At 74.3% G+C, this 19,646-nt stretch carries 15 protein-coding genes and 2 pseudogenes; 8 read left to right on the top strand and 9 right to left on the bottom strand.

Going from position 1 to position 19,646, the window contains the following annotated elements:
* The first annotated feature begins 23 nt into the window (after nt 1-23).
* Together ACZ6TD_RS14250 and ACZ6TD_RS14245 are read left to right on the top strand one after the other, a co-directional pair.
* Complete coding sequence (locus tag ACZ6TD_RS14250; RefSeq protein ID WP_471354079.1) at nt 24-1,568, top strand: 3' terminal RNA ribose 2'-O-methyltransferase Hen1; 1,545 nt, start codon at nt 24-26, stop codon at nt 1,566-1,568.
* A complete protein-coding gene (locus tag ACZ6TD_RS14245; RefSeq protein WP_471354078.1) occupies nt 1,565-4,183 on the top strand; it encodes a polynucleotide kinase-phosphatase in 2,619 nt (872 codons plus the stop codon). Before ACZ6TD_RS14250 ends, ACZ6TD_RS14245 begins: the two co-directional genes overlap by 4 nt.
* Before the next feature lie 91 nt (nt 4,184-4,274).
* Here the strand turns inward: ACZ6TD_RS14245 and ACZ6TD_RS14240 are convergent.
* A pseudogene (locus ACZ6TD_RS14240) lies at nt 4,275-5,279 on the bottom strand (GlxA family transcriptional regulator).
* Between the two features lie 54 nt (nt 5,280-5,333).
* Here ACZ6TD_RS14240 and ACZ6TD_RS14235 point away from each other — a divergent pair.
* From ACZ6TD_RS14235 to argF, 6 genes are all read left to right on the top strand, one after another.
* On the top strand, nt 5,334-6,842 hold the full coding sequence (locus tag ACZ6TD_RS14235; RefSeq protein WP_471354076.1) for an MFS transporter: 1,509 nt from the start codon (nt 5,334-5,336) through the stop codon (nt 6,840-6,842).
* Between the two features lie 86 nt (nt 6,843-6,928).
* The gene (locus ACZ6TD_RS14230) at nt 6,929-7,648 is read left to right on the top strand and encodes a Crp/Fnr family transcriptional regulator (protein ID WP_471354073.1); all 720 of its coding nucleotides are present in this window, start codon (nt 6,929-6,931) and stop codon (nt 7,646-7,648) included.
* Between the two features lie 347 nt (nt 7,649-7,995).
* Nucleotides 7,996-10,068 (top strand): hypothetical protein, encoded by a 2,073-nt coding sequence (locus ACZ6TD_RS14225; protein WP_471354071.1) that lies wholly within the window; start codon nt 7,996-7,998, stop codon nt 10,066-10,068.
* A gap of 14 nt (nt 10,069-10,082) precedes the next feature.
* Entirely contained in the window at nt 10,083-10,877 is a 795-nt protein-coding gene (locus tag ACZ6TD_RS14220; RefSeq protein ID WP_471354070.1) for a hypothetical protein, read from the top strand.
* A gap of 802 nt (nt 10,878-11,679) precedes the next feature.
* Nucleotides 11,680-12,909: an arginine deiminase gene (locus ACZ6TD_RS14215; protein WP_470005238.1), complete on the top strand. Its 1,230-nt coding sequence runs from the start codon at nt 11,680-11,682 to the stop codon at nt 12,907-12,909.
* Between the two features lie 152 nt (nt 12,910-13,061).
* A complete protein-coding gene (gene argF, locus ACZ6TD_RS14210) occupies nt 13,062-14,066 on the top strand; it encodes an ornithine carbamoyltransferase (RefSeq protein WP_471354067.1) in 1,005 nt (334 codons plus the stop codon).
* A 17-nt stretch (nt 14,067-14,083) separates the two neighbouring features.
* Here argF and ACZ6TD_RS14205 read toward each other — a convergent pair whose 3' ends face one another.
* From ACZ6TD_RS14205 to ACZ6TD_RS14170, 8 genes and pseudogenes are all read right to left on the bottom strand, one after another.
* Nucleotides 14,084-14,518: an ATP-binding protein gene (locus ACZ6TD_RS14205; RefSeq protein WP_471354065.1), complete on the bottom strand. Its 435-nt coding sequence runs from the start codon at nt 14,516-14,518 to the stop codon at nt 14,084-14,086.
* Nucleotides 14,519-14,912: 394 nt separating this feature from the next.
* Nucleotides 14,913-15,794, bottom strand: a complete 882-nt coding sequence (locus ACZ6TD_RS14200) for an SMP-30/gluconolactonase/LRE family protein (RefSeq protein ID WP_471354063.1) — start codon at nt 15,792-15,794, stop codon at nt 14,913-14,915.
* A complete protein-coding gene (locus ACZ6TD_RS14195; RefSeq protein ID WP_471354062.1) occupies nt 15,791-15,919 on the bottom strand; it encodes a hypothetical protein in 129 nt (42 codons plus the stop codon). Before ACZ6TD_RS14195 ends, ACZ6TD_RS14200 begins: the two co-directional genes overlap by 4 nt.
* 31 nt (nt 15,920-15,950) lie before the next feature.
* On the bottom strand, nt 15,951-16,769 hold the full coding sequence (locus ACZ6TD_RS14190) for a hypothetical protein (protein ID WP_471354060.1): 819 nt from the start codon (nt 16,767-16,769) through the stop codon (nt 15,951-15,953).
* Nucleotides 16,766-16,894: a hypothetical protein gene (locus ACZ6TD_RS14185; RefSeq protein ID WP_471354058.1), complete on the bottom strand. Its 129-nt coding sequence runs from the start codon at nt 16,892-16,894 to the stop codon at nt 16,766-16,768. The genes ACZ6TD_RS14190 and ACZ6TD_RS14185 overlap by 4 nt, the downstream gene beginning before the upstream one ends.
* Nucleotides 16,891-17,667 carry a FadR/GntR family transcriptional regulator gene (locus tag ACZ6TD_RS14180; RefSeq protein WP_471354057.1) on the bottom strand — a complete coding sequence of 259 codons (777 nt, stop codon included), beginning with the start codon at nt 17,665-17,667 and terminating at the stop codon, nt 16,891-16,893. Before ACZ6TD_RS14180 ends, ACZ6TD_RS14185 begins: the two co-directional genes overlap by 4 nt.
* Before the next feature lie 37 nt (nt 17,668-17,704).
* Nucleotides 17,705-17,866, bottom strand: a pseudogene (locus ACZ6TD_RS14175) (SDR family oxidoreductase); the annotation flags it as partial.
* Nucleotides 17,867-18,060: 194 nt separating this feature from the next.
* Complete coding sequence (locus tag ACZ6TD_RS14170) at nt 18,061-19,590, bottom strand: helix-turn-helix domain-containing protein (RefSeq protein WP_037959016.1); 1,530 nt, start codon at nt 19,588-19,590, stop codon at nt 18,061-18,063.
* Nucleotides 19,591-19,646 lie beyond the last annotated feature (56 nt).

Genomic DNA, 19,646 nt, shown 5'->3' with positions numbered 1-19,646 from the left:
ATCGCCGGGCGATACTCGGACGGGTGTTCTTGACGATAACCACCACCGGCACCGCCGAGCGCCCCGCGACCGACCTCGGGTTTCTGCTGCACAAGCATCCCGACAAGGCGCAGCGGTTCTCGACCTCCTACGGCACCGCGCATGTCCTCTACCCCGAGGCGACCGCCGAACGCTGCACCGCGGCGCTGCTGTTGGAAGTGGACCCCGTGGCGCTGGTGCGGCGGGGCCGCGGCAAGGGCCGGGGCGGCGCCCCCGACTCCGCGCTCGCGCAATACGTCAACGACCGCCCGTACGCCGCTTCCTCCCTGCTGGCGGTCGCGCTGAGCGCCGTCTTCTCCAGCGCTCTGCGGGGCCAGTGCAAGGCCCGGCCCGAGCTGCCGGAGCGGGCGCTGCCGCTGCGGATCGAGGTGCCCGCGCTCCCGGCGCGCGGCGGTGCCGACCTGGTCGAGCGGCTCTTCGCGCCGCTGGGCTGGGCGGTGACGGCCGAGCCGGTGGCGCTGGACGAGGAGTTCCCGGCATGGGGCGACTCGCGGTACGTACGGCTGGTGCTGGAGGGCGAGCCGCGGCTGGCCGACGCCCTGCGCCATCTGTATGTGCTGTTGCCCGTGCTCGACGACGCCAAGCACTACTGGGTCGCCCCGGACGAGGTCGACAAGCTGCTGCGCTCCGGGGAGGGCTGGCTGGAGAGCCACCCCGAGCAGCGGCTGATCACCAACCGCTATCTGGCCCGGCGCTGGTCGCTGACGCGCAGCGCGCTGGAGCGGCTGGAGCTGGCACGGCTCGCCGAGGCCGACGACACCGCGGCGGAGGAGATCGACAACGCCGTCGGTGAACCGGCGGCGGCCGAGCTGATGGAGGAGGACGAGAGCGAGGAGAGTTCCGAGGAGCGGCCGGTGCCACTGGCGGTCCGGCGGCGGGAGGCGATACTCGACGCCCTGCGCGGGGTCGGGGCGGCCCGGGTGCTCGATCTGGGCTGTGGCCAGGGCCAGTTGCTGGGCGCGCTGCTGAAGGAGGCGCGGTTCACCGAGATCGTGGGTGTCGATGTGTCGATGCGCGCGCTCAACGAGGCGGCGCGGAGGCTGCGGCTGGACCGCCCCGGCTTCGACACGGGCGCGGCCGAGCGGCAGTCGGCCCGGCTGAAGCTGACCCAGGGCGCGCTCACCTACACCGACTCCCGGCTCGCCGGATATGACGCGGCGGTGCTCAGCGAGGTGATCGAGCATGTGGATCCGCCCCGGCTGCCCGCCCTGGAGCAGGTGGTGTTCGGCGCCGCACGGCCCCAGGCCGTCGTGGTGACCACGCCCAACGTGGAGTACAACGTGCGCTGGGAGACCCTGCCCGCCGGGCGGATGCGCCACGGCGACCATCGCTTCGAGTGGACGCGCGAGGAGTTCCGGGCCTGGGCGGAGGAGGTCGCCGAACGGCACGGGTACGCGGTGGAGTTCCGCCCCGTCGGCCCCGAGGACCCCGAGGTCGGCCCGCCCACCCAGCTCGCGCTCTTCCGCATCGGCGGCGACCACACGACCGGTACGACCACCGCGACCACGACGAAGGAGGCGGCAGCATGACCGAGGAGAAGCGCACCATCGGCGTGCCCGACCTGTCCCTCGTGGTGCTCGTCGGCACCACCGGCTCCGGCAAGTCCACCTTCGCCCGGCGCCACTTCCCGCCCACCCAGGTCGTCTCCTCCGACGTCTGCCGCGGGCTCGTCGCCGACGACGAGAACGACCAGAGCGCCACCCCCGACGCCTTCGACCTGCTCCACTACATCGCGGGCAAGCGGCTGGCGGCCGGACGGCTGACCGTCGTCGACGCCACCAACGTCCGCAGCGAGTCCCGCCGCAGCCTGATCAAGCTCGCGCGCGAGCACGACGTCCTGCCCGTGGCGATCGTCCTCGACGTGCCCGAGGGCGAGTGCGCCCGGCGCAACGCCCAGCGCCCCGACCGCGCCGGAATGCCCGCCCATGTCATCCCCCGCCAGCGCCGCGAGCTGCGCCGCTCGCTGAAGTCCCTGGAGCGCGAGGGGTTCCGCAAGGTGCACGTCCTGCGCGGCGCCGAGGAGGTCGAGGCCGCGGAGGTCGCCACCGAGCGCCGCTACAACGATCTGCGCCATCTCACCGGCCCGTTCGACATCATCGGCGACATCCACGGCTGCCGCTCCGAGCTGGAGACCCTGCTGGGCAAGCTGGGCTACGCCCTGCGCCGCGACGAGCTCGGCCGCCCGGTCGACGCCGCCCACCCCGAGGGCCGTACGGCGGTCTTCGTCGGCGACCTCGTCGACCGCGGCCCCGACAGCCCCGGGGTGCTGCGCCTGGTGATGGGCATGGTCGCCTCCGGCGCGGCCCTGTGCGTGCCCGGCAACCACGAGAACAAGCTCGGCCGCTACCTCAAGGGCCGCAAGGTCCGGGTCACCCATGGCCTCGCCGAGACCGTGGAGCAGTTGGACCGCGAGCACACCGCGGACCCGGCCTTCGTCGACCGGGTGCGGGACTTCATCGAGTCGCTGGTCAGCCACTACGTACTGGACGGCGGGGCGCTGGTGGTGTGTCACGCCGGGCTGCCCGAGAAGTACCACGGCCGCACCTCCGGCCGGGTCCGCTCGCACGCCCTGTACGGGGAGACGACCGGGGAGACCGATGAGTTCGGCCTGCCCGTGCGCTATCCGTGGGCCGAGGACTACCGCGGCCGCGCCGCCGTGGTCTACGGCCACACCCCCACCCCCCGCGCCTCCTGGCTCAACAACACCATCTGCCTGGACACCGGCTGTGTCTTCGGCGGCCGGATGACCGCGTTGCGCTGGCCGGAGCGCGAGCTGGTGGACGTCCCGGCCGAGCGGGTCTGGTACGAACCGGTCAAACCGCTCACCACCGAGGCCCCCGGAGGCGCCGACGGGCGTCCGCTCGACCTGGCCGATGTGCGCGGCCGCCGGATCGTCGAGACCCGCCACATGGGCCGGATCGCGGTCAAGGAGGAGAACGCGGCGGCGGCGCTGGAGGTCATGAGCCGGTTCGCGGTCGACCCCCGGCTGCTCGGCTACCTCCCGCCCACCATGGCGCCGACCGCCACCTCCAAGGAGGGGACCGGCGGTGGAGCCGCCGACGGCGGCTTCCTCGAGCACCCGGCGGAGGCGTTCGCCGCCTACCGCGCGGACGGGGTGCGCCAGGTGATCTGCGAGGAGAAGCACATGGGCTCGCGTGCGGTGGCGCTGGTGTGCCGTGACGCGGACATCGCGCGGGAGCGCTTCGGCGCGCCGGACGGCGTCTCCGGCGCGATCCACACCCGTACCGGACGGCCGTTCTTCGACGACGGCCGGCTCACGGAGACCGTGCTGCGCGGGCTGAGCAACTGCCTCGATCGCGCCGGGCTGTGGCGGGAGCTGGACACCGACTGGCTGCTGCTGGACGCCGAGTTGATGCCGTGGTCGCTCAAGGCCGAGGGGCTGCTGCGCCACCAGTACGCGGCGGTGGGCGCCGCCTCGCGCGCCGTCTTCCCCGGCGTCCTCGCGGCGCTGGAGGGCGCGGAGGCGCGCGGTGTCGAGGTGTCCGCGCTGCTCGGCAAGCAGCGTGAACGGGCCTCGGACGCGGCCGCGTTCACCGATGCCTACCGGCGCTACTGCTGGCCGGTCGACGGGCTGGACGGTATCCGGATGGCGCCGTTCCAGATCCTGGCCGTCCAGGGCCGCAACCTCGCCACCGCGCTTCCGCACGACCAGCAGCTCGCCCTGATCGACCGGATGATCGAGGCGGAGAAGCCGGCGGCCGACGGCGCCCGGCTGCTGGCCCCCACCCGGCGGCTGATCGTCGACACCGAGGACGAGGCGTCGGTCGCCGAGGGGGTGCGGTGGTGGCTGGACCTGACGGCCGCGGGCGGCGAGGGCATGGTGGTCAAGCCGCTGCAGGGCTTCGTCCGCAAGGGCGACGGCCGACTGGTCCAGCCCGGCGTGAAGTGCCGCGGCCGCGAGTATCTGCGCATCATCTACGGCCCGGAGTACACCCGCCCGGAGAACCTGGCCCGGCTGCGGGAGCGCCACCTGGGCCACAAGCGTTCACTCGCCCTGCGCGAGTACGCGCTCGGCCTCGAGGCGCTCGACCGACTGGCGGAGGGCGAGCCCCTGTGGCGCGTCCACGAGGCGGTCTTCGCGGTGCTCGCGCTGGAGTCGGAGCCGGTGGACCCACGGCTGTAGTGCCCCGGCCGGGCCCCGAGGCCCGCGACGGCCTCGGGCCTCGGGCCTGGCCTCGGGCCTCGGAACCGCCCCGGGCCCGGCCCGTCCGGGCTCAGACGGCCGGTGCTCGCGCCTCCCGGGCGCGGAACGCGCGGCGGTAGTCGTGTGGGGGCACCCCGACCGCCCGGGTGAAGTGGCGGCGCAGGTTGGCCGCCGTGCCAAGGCCGCACAGTTCCGCGATGCGGTCCACCGGCAGGTCGCCGCCCTCCAGCAGCTCCCGGGCGCGCGCGATCCGCTGGCCCTGGAGCCAGCGCAGCGGCGTCGTGCCCGTGGCGGCGTGGAAGCGGCGGGCCAGGGTGCGCGGGCTGGTGTGGGCGCGGCGGGCGAGGTCGGCCACGGTCAGCGGCTGGTGCAGCCGCTCGGCGGCCCAGTGCAGCAGCGGGGCGAGCGAGTCGTCGGTGCGCTCCGGCAGCGGCGCCTCGATGTACTGGGCCTGGCCGCCCGGCCGGTGGGCGGGCGCGACGAGCTGCCGGGCCAGGGTGTTCGCCGCCTCGGTGCCGTAGTCCTCGCGCACCAGATGCAGACAGACGTCGATGCAGGCCGTGGACCCCGCCCCGGTCAGCACATCGCCGTGGTCGACGTAGAGCACGGACGGATCGAGCCGTACGGCCGGATAGCGCTCGGCGAACAGCGCCGCGTACATCCAGTGGGTGGCCGCCGTACGGCCGTCGAGCAGTCCGGTCGCGGCGAGGGTGAACGCGCCCGAGCACAGCGACACGATGCGGGCGCCGCGCCGATGGGCCTCGCGCAGCGCGTCGATCAGCTCCTGGGGCGGATCGCCGCGCACATCGGCCGAGGCCGGGACGATCACCGTGTCCGCCGCGATCAGCTCCTCGGCGCCGTACGGGGTGTGGGCGGCGAACCACGAGCGGGCGGCGACCGGTGCACCGGGCCCCTCACCGCCCGGCCTGATCGCACAGACCCGCAGCTCGTATCAGGGGTCGGGGAGTCCGGGGCGATCGGAGCCGAAGACATGGCAGGGCACCGCCAGATCGAAGATCGGCATGCCCGGGGTGACGGCGAGGGCGATGGACCGCATGGCAGAAATGTAGCGCATGCTGTCACTCCTGCCACTCGTTCCGCCGTGCCCCGGGGCCGATGCTGGACGGGCATGACGACCCCTTCCTCGAAGGCCCAGGGGAGCGGTGTGCCCGCCCCCGCCCCCGACTCCGCCCCCGGTACGGCCCCCGCCACCACCCCCGACGCGGCCCCCGGCCGCCGCCGCTGGCTGATCCTCGCCGTCGCGTCGGCGGCCCAGTTCCTCGCCGTGCTCGACATGATCGCGGTCAATATCGCCTTCCCCGCGATCGGCGCGGACTTCCGCTCGGCGTCCACCGCCGAGCTGTCCTGGGTGCTCAACGCCTACACCATCGTGCTCGCGGCGCTGCTGGTCCCGGCCGGGCGGCTGGCCGACGCGATCGGCGGGCGGCGCTCGTTCCTGACCGGCATCGCGCTGTTCGGGCTCGCCTCCCTCGCCTGCGGGGCCGCCCCCGGGCTCGGCACGCTGATCGCGGCGCGGGTCGTGCAGGGCGTGGCGGCGGCCGTCCTGGTCCCCACCTCCCTCTCGCTCGCCCTGCCCGCCTTCCCGCCGCGCGAGCGGGCCACGGCGGTCGGCGTCTGGACGGCCGTGAGCGCGGTCGCGGCGAGCTCGGGCCCGGTGGCGGGCGGACTGCTGGCCGCCTCCGACTGGCGCTGGATCTTCCTCATCAACCCGCCCGTGGTGCTGGTGGCCTGGGCGGCCGGGCTGCGGCTGCTGCCGCGCACCGGGCCCGTCCGCGGTGAGCGCCGCCGCCTCGATCCGGTGGGCACGCTGCTGGTCCTCCTCGGCACCGGGTCCCTCATCACCGCCTGCGTCGAGGCCGCCGACTGGGGCTACGGCGCCCCGGCCACCCTCGGCTTCCTCGCCGCGGGCCTGGTCCTGGGCGCGCTGGCCGTGGCGCACGTACGCCGCCATCCGGATCCGGTGGTGGACCCCGCGCTGTTCCGGACCCGTGCCTTCACCGCCGCCGCGCTCGGTCTGCTCAGCTACTTCCTCGCCTACGCCGCCTCCCTCCTCGCCGCGACGTGGCTGTTCACCGAGGTGTGGGGCTGGTCCCCGGCCGGGGCGGGCCTCGCCGTCACGCCCTGGCCGCTCACCGTCCTGGTGGTGTCGATGCTGTCGGGGCGGATCGTACGGGCGCTGGGGGAGCGGACCACGGCGATCGTCGGCGGGCTGTGCTTCGCCGCGGGGCCGATGTGGTGGCTGCTCCTCGCGGGCGGCGACGGTGCGCACTACGCCGGGGAGTTCATGCCCGGACTGGTGCTCACCGGGCTCGGCGCGGGGCTCTACCAGCCGGTGATGTTCGCGGCCGCCGGACTGCTTCCGGCCCGTCAGCTCTCCCTCGGCTCGGGGGTGCTGATGATGTCCCGGCAGGGCGGCTCGGCCCTGGGCGTCGCGGCGCTTGTCGCGATCACCGGCGGCGCCGCACGGCCGGGTCTTGACGCGCTGCGCGCCGGGTGGGTCTTCACGGCCGTGACGGCCGCACTCGCGGCCGTCGCGGGCGGCGCCTTGCGCACACGAGTTCGTACCGGCAACGGCGAGAACCGTGGATCCGGCACGGACCCGATACGGCACCATTGACGTGCCCGTGCCACCTGCCTAGCGTGCTGAGCGGTCCCTGGGTTCTCCGCAGGCAATGACGACGACGAGCTGAGCGGGGAGGGCGGATGAGTCTCTTCGAGGACGGACGGCCCTTCCTGCACGCGCTCCCCGCCGAGGACCGCCGCGCGCTGCTCGCCCTCGGCACCCCCCGCGGCTACGTCCCCGGCGAGGTCGTACTGCGCGAGCACGACCGTACGACCTTCGTCGTGGCGATCACCTCAGGCTGGGCCACCGTCTCGGTGGAGACCGAGCGCGGGGTGCGGCTGATCCTGGCGCTGCGCGGGGCGGGCGAGGTCGTCGGCGACCAGGCCGCGGTGGACCACGGCTCGCGCAGCGCCACCGTCACCGCGCTCGGCCGGATGGAGGCGGTGGTGGTCTCCGGCGACCGGTTCCGGGCCTATCTGGCCGCGCGTCCCGTCGCGACCGTACTGATCATGCGTCAGTTCAGCTCCCGGCTGCGCAGCTCCGACGGGGAGCGGCGGTCACTCGCCTCGGAGAAGGTGCTCCAGCGGCTGGCGGCCCGGCTCGTGGAACTCGCCGAGCGCACCGGCCACTCCGGCGCCGACGGCACCATCACCATCGACCTGCAGATGCCCCAGCACGACATCGCGGCCGCGGTGGGCTCGACCCGGGAGGCGGTCGCCAAGGCGCTGCGGCTGCTGCGCGGCCAGGGCGTGGTCCGGACCGCCTCGCGCCGCTTCGAGGTGATGGACATCGGACTGCTGCGGCTGCTGGCCGAGGGCCGCGCGACGGGGGAGCAGATCCCGGCGCGCCCCCGCGATTGAGCGTGCCCCGGATTGAGCGTGCCCCCGGCGATTGAGCGCGCCCCGGATTGAGCGCGGGCGCGCACTCCCCCGCGTTGTGACGCGACTGTGTAAACGGCTACAGCCGTCCCGCCGTTCCCCGGCGACCCTGGAGTCGGCACAGGGCGCGGGACCGTGAGCGACGGGGGTGCGCACGGCCCGGCCGCTGTCCGGTGACGGCCTGCCGGACAGGGCCCGAGCGCCCCGCACCGGAGAAGGGCGGCGGGGTGGGCCGGGGGACGAGCCCCGCCGCCCGCTTCCGGCATTCACCGGCACCCCGTCACCACCACATCGGGAGACGGGGGCCACGGCATGAAGGACGGCGGGCGATGAGCGCACCGGAAGACGTGAGCGCACCCGAAGACGTGAGCGCCCCGGCACAGTCGCGGGGACGACGGCTGGACATCCCCCAGGGTGGCCCGCTGGACGGGGCGGGCCAGCCGGGCGGCGCCCGTACGGCCCGCGAGGCCCGCGCCCATCTGCACATCGCCCACGGCCCCGCCCGGCTCCGCGCCGAACCGGCGCCGTACCCCCTTCCCGAAGGCCCGGTGCCGCGCGAGGAGTTGGCCCGGCTGCGCCGGCTCCACCGGGCCGTCCCCGGCCATGCCGCGATGCGCGGCCATCTGCGCCGCACCCACCTGCTGGCGCTGTGCGGCGAACCCGGCACCGGCCGCACCTGGACCGGGCTCGCCCTCCTCGCCGAACTGGCCGAGCTGACCGGTGGCGGGGTCTCCCGGCTCGGATACGCCGGCCCGGACGGGGCGTCCGGCGTGGAGAAGACCGAGCGCGGCCACGGCTATCTCCTCGAACTCCCCGCAGACCAGGCCGAATCCACGGCCGAGCCAATGCTGGACCGGCTGCGCGCCCACTTCGCCGAGCACGAGGCGTTCTGCGTGGTGCTGGTGGCGGGTGGCCCGGCCGCCGACCGGCTGCTGCGCGGCCGCCGCCACGCCGTGGCGTACCGGCCCCCGGCCGCCGCCGACGTCCTCGACCGCCACCTCACCGAGTTGCTCGCCGACCGCCCCGCCGGGCTGCTGGAGACGGCGCGGGCCACCGCCCGGCGCCCCGAGCTGGCCGAGGCGCTCGGCCTGGACGAGCCACGGCCCGGCGAGGCCGCCCGGCTGGCCGGCCATCTGGCCGCGCACGCCGAGGGCAGGCTGTCCGACGAGCGGCTGCTGGAGCACTGCCGGTCGTTCGCCCCGCACCAGGCCCGGGAGTGGTTCCTGGAGGCCGGGGGCCCCGGCACCCTGCCCGCCGCGCTGCCCGCGCTGCGCGCCACCGCGCTGCGGATCGCGCTCGCCGTCTTCGACGGCTCGGCGCACAGCGTCGTGGCGGAGGCCGCCGAGCTGCTGGCCTGGGAACTGGCCGTCACACTCGATCCGCAGTACGCGCCCGGCCGCCCGCTGTTCTCCGCCCGCCCCGGGGCCTGCCTCGCCACGGCGCGCGCGGTCCACGGCGAGGGGGTGGAGGACCTCGGGGACGCCTCGGTGCCCGTGCGCGCGGTGTGGTTCGAGGGGCGGCGGCTGGCCCCTGCCGTGCTCCACGAGTCCTGGGACGCCCACCACAACCTCCGCGGCCCGATGGCCCGTTGGCTGCGTGCGTTGTGCGACGACCCACGCCCCCAGGTGTGGGTGCGCGCGGCGGTCGCGGCAGGTGTGCTGTGCGCCCGCGACTACCTCTACGGCCTGGTCGAGCTGGCGCTGCCGCTGGGCCGCACCGACAGCCCGGTGCAGCGGATGGCCGCGGCCACCGCGCTCGCCGGGGCGTCCCGCGCCCCGGAGGTGCGCCCCGCCGTGAACGGGCTGCTGCACGACTGGGCGCGCGGCGACGACGAACGGGAGCGCGAGACCGCCGCGCTCGCCCACGGTTACGGCCTGGCGGCGGGCTCGGTCGCGGCGTCCCTGGAGGAACTCGGCCGGCTCGCCCGCGCCGACGACGGCCGCACCACCTCCCACAGCGTGGTGCGGCTGCTGGCCGGGGCCGAGCCGGAGACCGTACTGGCCGCGCTCACCCACTGGCTGCGCGACACCCGGCGGGCCCGCCGGGACCTGGCGCTGCTCGCGACGTTGCGCGCGGTCACCACCCGCACCTCGCATCTGTGGGGGCTGTGCGAGGTGCCGGAGCTGGAGCCGTACGCCGCCTGGCCGCTGGCCACGGCGCTGCTCGCGGCCCATCCGGAGTGCGGGCCACGGCTGGCCGAGCTGCTGCGGGCCGCGCTGACCTGGGCCAGATCGGCAGGCGCGGCCGAGGACGCGCTGGTCGGCTGGATCCGGCGGGCGGCGGGGGACGAGCGGCAACTGGCCGTGTTGTGCGACTTCCTGCCCCGGCTGGCACAGGACGGCGACGAGCCGCTCGACGCCGGGGCGGTCACGCGGATACGGGAGGTGCTGGAGGCGCTGTGAGGAGAGATACGTCGATGGTGAAAGAGACAGAGGACCCGACAGGTACGGAGACCACCCACGAGACCGCACCCGACCACGCCCACGAGAGCCCGGCGCGCGCGGGGGCGCGCCGGATCTCGGTCACCGGGGCGCGGACGCTGCGCGAGGCGCTGCGCCACGGCGGGGACGCCCTGGCCGAGGCGCTGCGGGAGGCCGACGACGGCCTGCTGCTGAGCGCGCTCGACGAGGGGCTGCCCGCCGAGCGGGCCACCCGCGTCGTGGTCGAGCTGGTGCGCCGCGCGCCCGAGCGCGGACCGGAGCTGGCGGACGCGGTCTGCGAGAAGGTGCTGCTCGCCCAGCTCTACCTCGACCCGCCGCACCGCGCCCCGGGCGGCGCGGGCGGACCGGCCCCGGACCCCGACCGCAGGCTGCGGGTGCGCAACGCGCTGATGCTGTACGAGGGGCTGGTTCGCCCGTACGCGCGGCGGGGCGCGGTGCCGGAGCTGATGGCCTGCGTCCTGCCCGGCCTGTGGACGGCCGGGGACGGCGCGGGCCGCGAGGTGGTGCGCCGGATCGTCGGCACCCGGCAGAGCACGGGGTTCGGCGAGAAGGGCTGGAAGGCGCTGTTCGGCGGCGTGGCCGAGGAGTGCCGGGAGCACCAGGAGGCGGCGGCCCGCGCCGCCCGGCGCGCGGCACGGCGGCGATGGCGGCGCGGTAGCGCCGAGGACGGCAGCCGTATCGATCTGAAGCCCGGCCAGCTGTGGGTCTCCGCCCTGCTGGGGTTCATCGCGGTCGCGCTGGTGCTGATCGTGGTGATCGCGGCCGGCTAGCCACCCGGCGCGACCCGGGTCCCGCCCCTGCCGGAGCAGGCATGGCCCCCGCCCCTGCCGGGCGGACGCGGGTCCTGTCCCTGCCGGGGCGACGCGGGTCTTGTCCCTGCTGGGCGGATGCGGGTCTTGTCCCTGCTGGGCGGACGCGGGTCCTGTCCCTGCTGGGCGGACGCGGGCTCTGCTCCTGCTGGGCGGATGCGGGTCTTGTCCCTGCTGGGCGGATACGGGCTCTGTCCCTGCCGGGCGGACGGGGTCCTGTCCCTGCTGGGCGGACGCGGGCCTCGTCCCCGCCGGGCGGACGTGGGCCTCGTCCCCGCCGGGCCGATGCAGGTCCCGCCCCTGCCGGGCGGACGCGGGCCCTGCCCCCGCCGGGGTCGGCCGGTGGGCCGCGATGGCGCTTCCCGTGCGGCGCGTACTCCCGCCGCCCGCCGCCCGGCGCACCGGGCCGCTGGCGGTCTCCCGCCCTCGCGGCGGAACCACGGTGGTCGGCCGGACGCCTGCTTCCCGCCCGCGGCGGACTGCATGGCGCCTCCCGTGCGGCGCGCGTATCCCGGCCAGGCCCGGCTCACCGGGCCTTGGCGGCTCTCACGCGCCCCGCGCGCGGTATGGCGGCTCCTCCGCCCCGCGGCGGAACCAACGGGAGCCGCCCGGCGCCCGCTCACCGCCCGTGGCGGACCGCGGTGGCGCCTCCCCTACGGCGTGCGCGTCCCCCCACCCCCCGCCGAGGGCGACCGGCGCGGGAGATCGGGAGATCCGGGTCGTGGAGCGTTCACAATGGGCCGCGAGCGGCGAAGATGGGGTCATGGGATTCCATGTCGACTCCGAGGCCGGGCGGCTGCGCCGCGTCATACTGCACCGCCCCGACCTGGAGCTCAAGCGGCTCACACCCACCAACAAGGACGCTCTGCTCTTCGACGACGTCCTGTGGGTGCGCCGTGCCCGCCAGGAGCACGACGGCTTCGCCGACGTGCTGCGGGACCGCGGGGTCGAGGTGCATCTCTTCGGGGACCTGCTCACCGAGAGCCTGGCCCTGCCGGACGCGCGGGCGCTGGTGCTGGACCGGGTCTTCGACGAGAAGGAGTACGGGCCGCTGGCCACCGATCATCTGCGCGCCGCCTTCGACGAGCTGACCGCTCCGGAGCTGACCGAGGCGCTGATCGGCGGCATGACCAAGCGGGAGTACCTGGAGCGGTACCCGGAGCCGGTCTCCGTCCGCTTCCACGCCATGGAGCCCGATGACTTCCTGGTCAATCCGCTGCCGAACCACCTCTTCACCCGGGACGCCTCCGCGTGGGTGTACGACGGGGTGTCGATCAACGCGATGCGCTGGCCCGCCCGCTGGCACGAGACGGTGCACTACGAGGCCGTCTACCGCCATCACCCGCTCTTCGCGAAGGAGGACTTCCACGTCTGGTCGGAGGGCCAGGCCGCGTACCCCTCGACCATCGAGGGCGGCGATGTGCTGGTGCTCGGCAAGGGCGCGGTGCTGATCGGGATGAGCGAGCGGACCACTCCGCAGGCGGTGGAGATGATCGCGCACCGGCTCTTCGAGGCCGGTTCGGCCCGGACGATCGTGGCGCTCGACATGCCCAAGGGGCGGGCCTTCATGCACCTGGACACCGTGATGACCATGGTGGACGGGGACACCTTCACCCAGTACGCGGGGCTGGGGATGCTCCGCTCGTACACCATCGAGCCGGGCGCGGGCAGCGAGGACCTCAAGGTCACCGACCATCCGCCGGAGCATATGCACCGCGCGATAGCCGCGGCCCTCGGCCTGGACTCCATCCGCGTGCTCACCGCCACCCAGGACGTCCACGCGGCCGAGCGCGAGCAGTGGGACGACGGCTGCAATGTGCTCGCGGTCGAGCCGGGCGTGGTGGTCGCCTACGAGCGGAACGCGACGACCAACACCCATCTGCGCAAGTGCGGGATCGAGGTCATCGACATCCCGGGCAGCGAGCTGGGCCGGGGCCGGGGCGGGCCGCGGTGCATGAGCTGTCCGGTCGAGCGGGACCCGGTGGAACCGTAGGCCAGGGTTCACCCTCGAGCGTAAGGACAGGATTCACCCACCTGCCTCCGCATATATGCAGAGCGTCGTATATGCTTCCATGCTCCAGGCCGCGGCACCTTGCCGTAGCCGCCGATCCGCCACGTGTTCGCCGTGACCTAGGAGCCACCCTTATGGCGATTGACCTCACCGGCCGCCACTTCCTCAAGGAGCTGGACTTCACCGCCGACGAGTTCCGCCGCCTGATCGAGCTGGCCGCCGAGCTGAAGGCGGCCAAGCGCGCGGGGGCCGAGGAGCGGCGGCTGCGGGGCCGGAACATCGCCCTCATCTTCGAGAAGACCTCCACCCGCACCCGCTGCGCCTTCGAGGTCGCGGCCGCCGACCAGGGCGCCTCGACGACCTATCTCGATCCGGTCGGCTCCCAGATCGGTCACAAGGAGTCGGTGCGGGACACCGCGCGGGTGCTCGGCCGGATGTACGACGCGATCGAGTACCGGGGCCATGGGCAGGGCGTCGTCGAGGAGCTCGCCGCCCACGCCGGGGTGCCCGTCTACAACGGCCTCACCGACGAGTGGCACCCCACCCAGATGCTCGCCGACGTGCTGACGATGACCGAGCACAGCGACAAGCCGCTGGATCAGGTCGCCTACGCCTACCTCGGCGACGCCCGGTACAACATGGGCAACTCCTACCTCGTCACCGGCGCCCTGCTGGGCATGGACGTCCGCATCGTGGCGCCCAGCCTGCTGTGGCCCGACAACACCATCGTGGAGCTTGCGCGGCAGCTCGCCACCACCTCCGGCGCCCGGATCTCGCTCACCGAGAGCGTCGAGGAGGGTGTGCGCGGCGCGGACTTCGTGGCCACCGATGTGTGGGTGTCCATGGGTGAGCCCAAGGAGGTGTGGGACGAGCGGATAGCGCTGCTCGGGCCGTACGCGGTGACGATGGATGTGCTGCGCGCCACGGGCAACGACGCGGTGAAGTTCCTGCACTGCCTGCCGGCCTTCCACGATCTGGGCACCGACGTCGGCCGTGAGATCCACGAGCGGCACGGGCTGACCGAGCTCGAGGTCACCGACGAGGTCTTCGAATCCGAGCACTCCGTCGTCTTCGACGAGGCGGAGAACCGGATGCACACGATCAAGGCGGTGCTGGTCGCGACGCTCGGCGCCCGGTAGCGCTCGACGGGCGGCCCTCAGCCGTCGGTGGGCGGGAGGACGAACCAGACGGCCTTGCCGTAGGGGGTCGACCGGTAGCCCGCGTCCGCGCTGAGGGTGCGGATCAGCAGCAGACCGCGTCCGCCCTCGGCGAGGCCGTCGGGTCTCTTGGGCCCCTCGGGGCGCCCCAGCGAGTCCAGCCCGCCGGGCGGATTCGGGTCCTGGTCGTGCACCTCGACCTGCCAGCCCCCGGTCGGCACCAGCTCCACCACCAGCTCTATCGGCTCGTCGCCCGCCGTGTGCCGCACCGCGTTGGCCACCAGCTCGGCCGTCAGCAGCTCCGCCGTGTCGCCGTCCACGGGCGCCCCGATGTCGGCCAGGGTGTTCCGGATCAGCGCACGCGCCAGCGGTACGGCGGCCGGCGTGTGCGGCAGGGCGAAGCGCCAGGTGGCGGCGTGGGAGGGATCGGGCACGGAAGGCGTCCAGTCGGTCGGCGTGAAGCGGGATACCGCAGCCCTTGACGGTACGAAGCGGACGATAGTTCCGGAAGGGGCTGTGGACCACTCTCGGCGGGACCTAGGGTCCGAATGGTGCATTCACGCCATACGAGGCAAATGGACGGCGTCGGTTGCCCGGCAGGAGGCTCCGCGCGCGGCGCGTGACGGGTTCAGCGAGGGCTTCGGCGGCGGCTTCGGCGGCGGTTTCAGTGGCGGTTCCAGCCCGTCGCCGGAGGCGGTCGCCTCCCGCCCGCCGTCCTTCAGGACGCGGTGGCCCGCGATTCCACGCCGCCGCCGACCGCGGCACGGCGGCCCACCGTCCGCGAGGCGGTCACACGCGCTTCCCCGTCGCCCGCGGAACGCGACGCGCTCACACCGGGCCCCCGATCGGCCCGGCCGCCGGGCGGTACTCCGCCGCCGGTGGTCCCGGCACCCCCACCCGGACCGAGAACAGGGCGCCGTCGTACGGGCCCGGTGACGCGAGGCCCACCGTGGCCGTCGTGATGTGCAGGACGTCACCCTGGAGGCACACCCCGGCGGGCTGGCTCGCGGGCAGCCGCACGGTGCGTTCCAGCGTGCCGTCCGGCAGGTGACGGCGCACCGTCCCCGTCCCCCAGACCGCCATCCACACCGCGCCCTCGTCGTCGACGGCCATCCCGTCCGGGCTGCCGTCGTCGACCGTGAGATACGTCGTCGGCGGGCCGAGCGTGCCCGTCGGCGGGTCGACCGGGTAACGGCGGACGACACCGCGGGCGCTGTCGGCCAGGTACATGGTCCGGCCGTCGGCGGTGAACGCGGGCCCGTTCGGCACGGTGATGCCGTCGAGGACCCGGGTCACCGTGGAGTCGTGGTCCACCCGGTAGAGGGAGCCCGCGTCCTCGTCGGCGTCGTAGGCCATGCTGCCCGCCCAGAACCTGCCGGACGGGTCGGCGGTGCCGTCGTTCATGCGCCGGGCGGGGCGGGCATCCGCCTCGGGCCGTGCGAGCCAGGTGGTGGCGGAGCCCGGCCCGAGCAGGCAGATCCCGGTGCCCGCGGCGGCGATCCAGGTGCCGGGCCGGCCCGCCACGGGCGCCACCGCGCCCAGCGGAACGGGCAGTTCGGCCAGTGTCTCCAGCGGCGCGGTGGGGTCCTGGGGGGCCGTCAGCAGGCGGCCCTCGAGGATGTCGACGAGCACGAGGGCCTCGCCGGTCCAGCGGATGCCCTCGCCCAGGCCGAGGCGGTCGGGGCGGGTGGGGCGCGGGTCCCCGATCATGAGGTGGCCTTCTCGACCGTGGTGCGGAGGGCGCGGGCGCGTGCGCGCAGGGCGTCCGGGCTGCCGCCGTCGGCGGCGTCGATGGCGACCAACCGATGGGCGGCCAGGGCGGCTCGCAGGTCCACGGGCGGAACTCCTCGTATGCGTGGGGCGGGTTCAGGGGCAGCGGCAGGTCGCGGTGAGCGTGAGCCGCCAGCGGACCTCGCCCGAGGCGGGGACCCGCGCGGCGTCGGCGGGACCCGCCTCGGCGAGGTCGAAGGCGCGGCCGAGCATCGGCTCGACTCCTGTGCTGCGGTAGGGGTTTCCGGCGGGGAAGCCGCCGAGGTTGCGCCATACGGCGACGGACAGCGGCTGCCGGTCGGCCTCGAGCGCGAGGGCCAGGCACCGCGCGCCGTCGTGGACGCACGCGCGCGGGGCGTCCACGACCGCGCCGACCGCGGTGCCGTCGTCCGGTCCGAACCGGTCGAGGGCGAGGCCCAGGGGTGCGGGCCAGGCACCCTCGACCCACGGCGCCCCGGCCGGCCAGGGCCGGTCCAGCAGCGGCGCGGCCTCGGGGAAGAGCCGGGTGCGCGCCCCCTCGCGCAGCCGCAAGGCCGCCCGCGGGGTCAGGCCGAGCAGGGCGTGGGCGGCCCAGATGAAGCGGAAGCCCGGGTCGGCGGTAAGGACGTAGTCGGCCTCGGCGCCGTCGGCCGTACCGCGGATCGTGCGCGTCAGCGCGAACCGGTCGCAGCGCACGGTGTCCGCGTCCCCCTCGCGGTGCCACGGACGCGACCAGGCGTCGCCGTGGTCGGGGGTGCCGCGGACGGTGGGCACGCACTCCTCCAGGCCGCCCGCGTCCACGAAGGCGTCCCCGGGCGACACCCGCGCCCGCTCCGGAGCCGGGCGGTGCCACAGCCATTCGTGCCCATCGGCGCGGAGCGAGGTCCAGCGGCCGCCGTGCGCGGGGTCGGTGACGATCTCCAACACCGCCGTCACCACTCCGCGAAGGAGCCGTCGCCGCGGGGCGCATGGCCGGCCACGAAGCGGAACGGCTCCGGGTGGACGCGGCAGAACAGTCGGCGCGGCGGCACGAGGAAGGTCTCGCTACGGGTGATCTTCACCGACCGGTGGGCCCATCCGTGTCGTCGTGGGAGCCGCCGATGTCGGGGGAGCCGCCGATGTCGTAGGGGTCGCCGATCCGGTCCAGGTCGCGACCGGCCTGGTCGAGCAGGGCTCGCATGGCGGCCTCGGCGGCCCGCGGGTCCCGGTCGCGTACGGCGTCCAGGACGGCGTTGTGGGCGGGGACCGGGTCCTCGCTGTGCGGGGAGCCGTGCACGATGCGATCGCGGTGGGCGAGGCCCGACTCGATCACCATCTCCATGCGTTCGAGGAGTTCGTTGTGGGTGGCCGCGAGCAGGGCGCGGTGGAAGGCGAGGTCGGCCTCGACGGCGTGGGCGGCGTCGGAGCCGCCCTGCCCCATCGCCTCCACGGCGGCGTCCAGGGCGGCGAGGTCGGCGTCGGTGCGGCGCTCGGCGGCCAGCCGTACGGCCGCCGGCTCGATGATGCCGCGCACCTCGGCGAGGTCGCGCAGCAGCGCGCTGTCGGCGTCGGTGGTGCGGTCGCTCTCGAACTGCCAGCGCAGGACGTCGGCGTCGAGCAGGTTCCAGTCCGAACGGCTCCGCACGAAGGTGCCGCGTTTCTGACGGGCGTCGACCATCCCCTTGGCGGCCAGGACCTTCAGCGACTCGCGCAGGGCGGTGAGGCTGACCTCCAGTTCGCTCTGGAGGGCGACCATGTCCAGGGTGGATCCCTCGGGGAGGTCGCCGCTCAGCACGCGGCGGGCGAGGGCCTCCACGGTCTGGCCGTGCACGCCGCGACGGGCGTAGGGCGCCATGTCGTACCGCCTTTCTGGTGCGAGCTGATCCCGGTGGTCATGCGGAGGACTTGACGAACGCTCCAGCCACCGTCCACGAGAAGACTCGTGCCGGTGATGTACGAGGACCCGTGGGAGCCGAGGAAGGCATGGCCGCGGCCACCTCCTCGCGGGTGCCGAACCGGCCGGCCGCGGTCTCGGCGGCGCCGCGCGTCCGGTCCGGCGGATCCAGGTTCGCGTGGCGCTCGCACCACGTCAATATTAATTCCTAATTTATTTGAATTGGGTTCCACCCCTGCCGGCCGGCGGCCGCCGCCAGGACCACGGCGATCGGTCGCGACAGCGCCGCACCCCGCCGAGCCCCGCATGGGTGCGGGTGTCGGCGGGGTGCGGCGGATTGCCCCGAAGGCGTTCTCAGATGTCGCGGAAGGTCTCGATCTGGGCGCCGATCGAGTTCAGCCGCTCCGCGAGGTCCTCGTAGCCGCGGTTGATGACGTACACGTTGCGCAGCACCGAGGTGCCCGGTGCGGCCATCATCGCCAGCAGGACGACCACGGCGGGGCGCAGGGCGGGCGGGCACATCATCTCGGCGGAGCGCCAGCGGGTCGGGCCCTCGACCAGGACGCGGTGCGGGTCGAGGAGTTTGACGTGGGCGCCGAGGCGGTTGAGCTCGGTGAGGTAGATCGCGCGGTTGTCGTAGACCCAGTCGTGGATCAGCGTCGAGCCCTGGGCGACGGCCGCGATCGCCGCGAAGAAGGGGACGTTGTCGATGTTCACGCCGGGGAACGGCATCGGGTGGATCTTGTCGATGGGGGCCTGCAGCTTGGACGGGCGCACGGTCAGGTCGACCAGCCGGGTGCGGCCGTTGTCCGCCGCGTACTCCCGGCCGCGCTCGTGGTCCAGCCCCATCTCCTCCAGGACGGCCAGCTCGATCTCCAGGAACTCCACCGGCACCCGGCGGATCGTCAGCTCCGACTCGGTGATGACGGCGGCGGCCAGCAGGCTCATCGCCTCGACCGGGTCCTCGGAGGGCGAGTAGTCGACATCGCGATCGATGTGGGCCACGCCGTGGACGGTCAGCGTCGTGGTGCCCACGCCCTCGACCTTGACGCCCAACTCCTCCAGGAAGAAGCAGAGGTCCTGGACCATGTAGTTGGACGAGGCGTTGCGGATCACCGTGACGCCGTCGTGCCGGGCGGCCGCCAGCAGCGCGTTCTCGGTGACGGTGTCGCCGCGTTCGGTCAGCACGATGGCGCGGGTGGGGGCGACCGAGCGGTCGACGTGGGAGTGGTACATCCCGTCGGTGGCGGTCACTTCGAGGCCGAAGTGGCGCAGGGCGGTCATATGCGGCTGCACGGTGCGGGTGCCGAGGTCGCAACCGCCCGCGTAGGGGATCCGGAAGCGGTCCATCCGGTGCAGCAGCGGGCCGAGGAACATGATGACGCTGCGCGTCCGGCGCGCGGCCTCGGTGTCCATGGCCTCGAGGTCCAGCTCGGCGGGCGGCACGATCTCCAGATCGGCGCCGTCGTTGATCCAGCGGGTGCGGACGCCGATGCTCCCCAGGACCTCGAGGATGCGGTAGACCTCCTCGATCCTGGCGACCCTCCGCAGTGTCGTACGGCCCGCGTTGAGGAGCGTGGCGCACAGCAGCGCCACACACGCGTTCTTGCTCGTCTTGACGTCGATGGCCCCGGACAGCCGGCGGCCGCCGACCACCCGGAGGTGCATCGGGCCCGCGTAGCCGAGGGAGACGATCTCGCTGTCCAGGGCCTCGCCGATCCTGGCGATCATCTCAAGGCTGATGTTCTGGTTTCCCCGCTCAATGCGGTTGACCGCACTCTGGCTGGTGCCGAGGGCCTCCGCGAGCTGGGACTGGGTCCAGCCCCGGTGTTGACGGGCGTCACGGATGAGCTTGCCGATGCGTGAGAGGTAGTCGTCAGTCATGGAGACGAGGCTATCTCACATATGAGATGCGCACGCGACGGGGGAGGCGGAAGGAG

The organism is Streptomyces yongxingensis (assembly GCF_055597465.1).
This window is presented reverse-complemented; position numbering and strand designations above follow the sequence as displayed.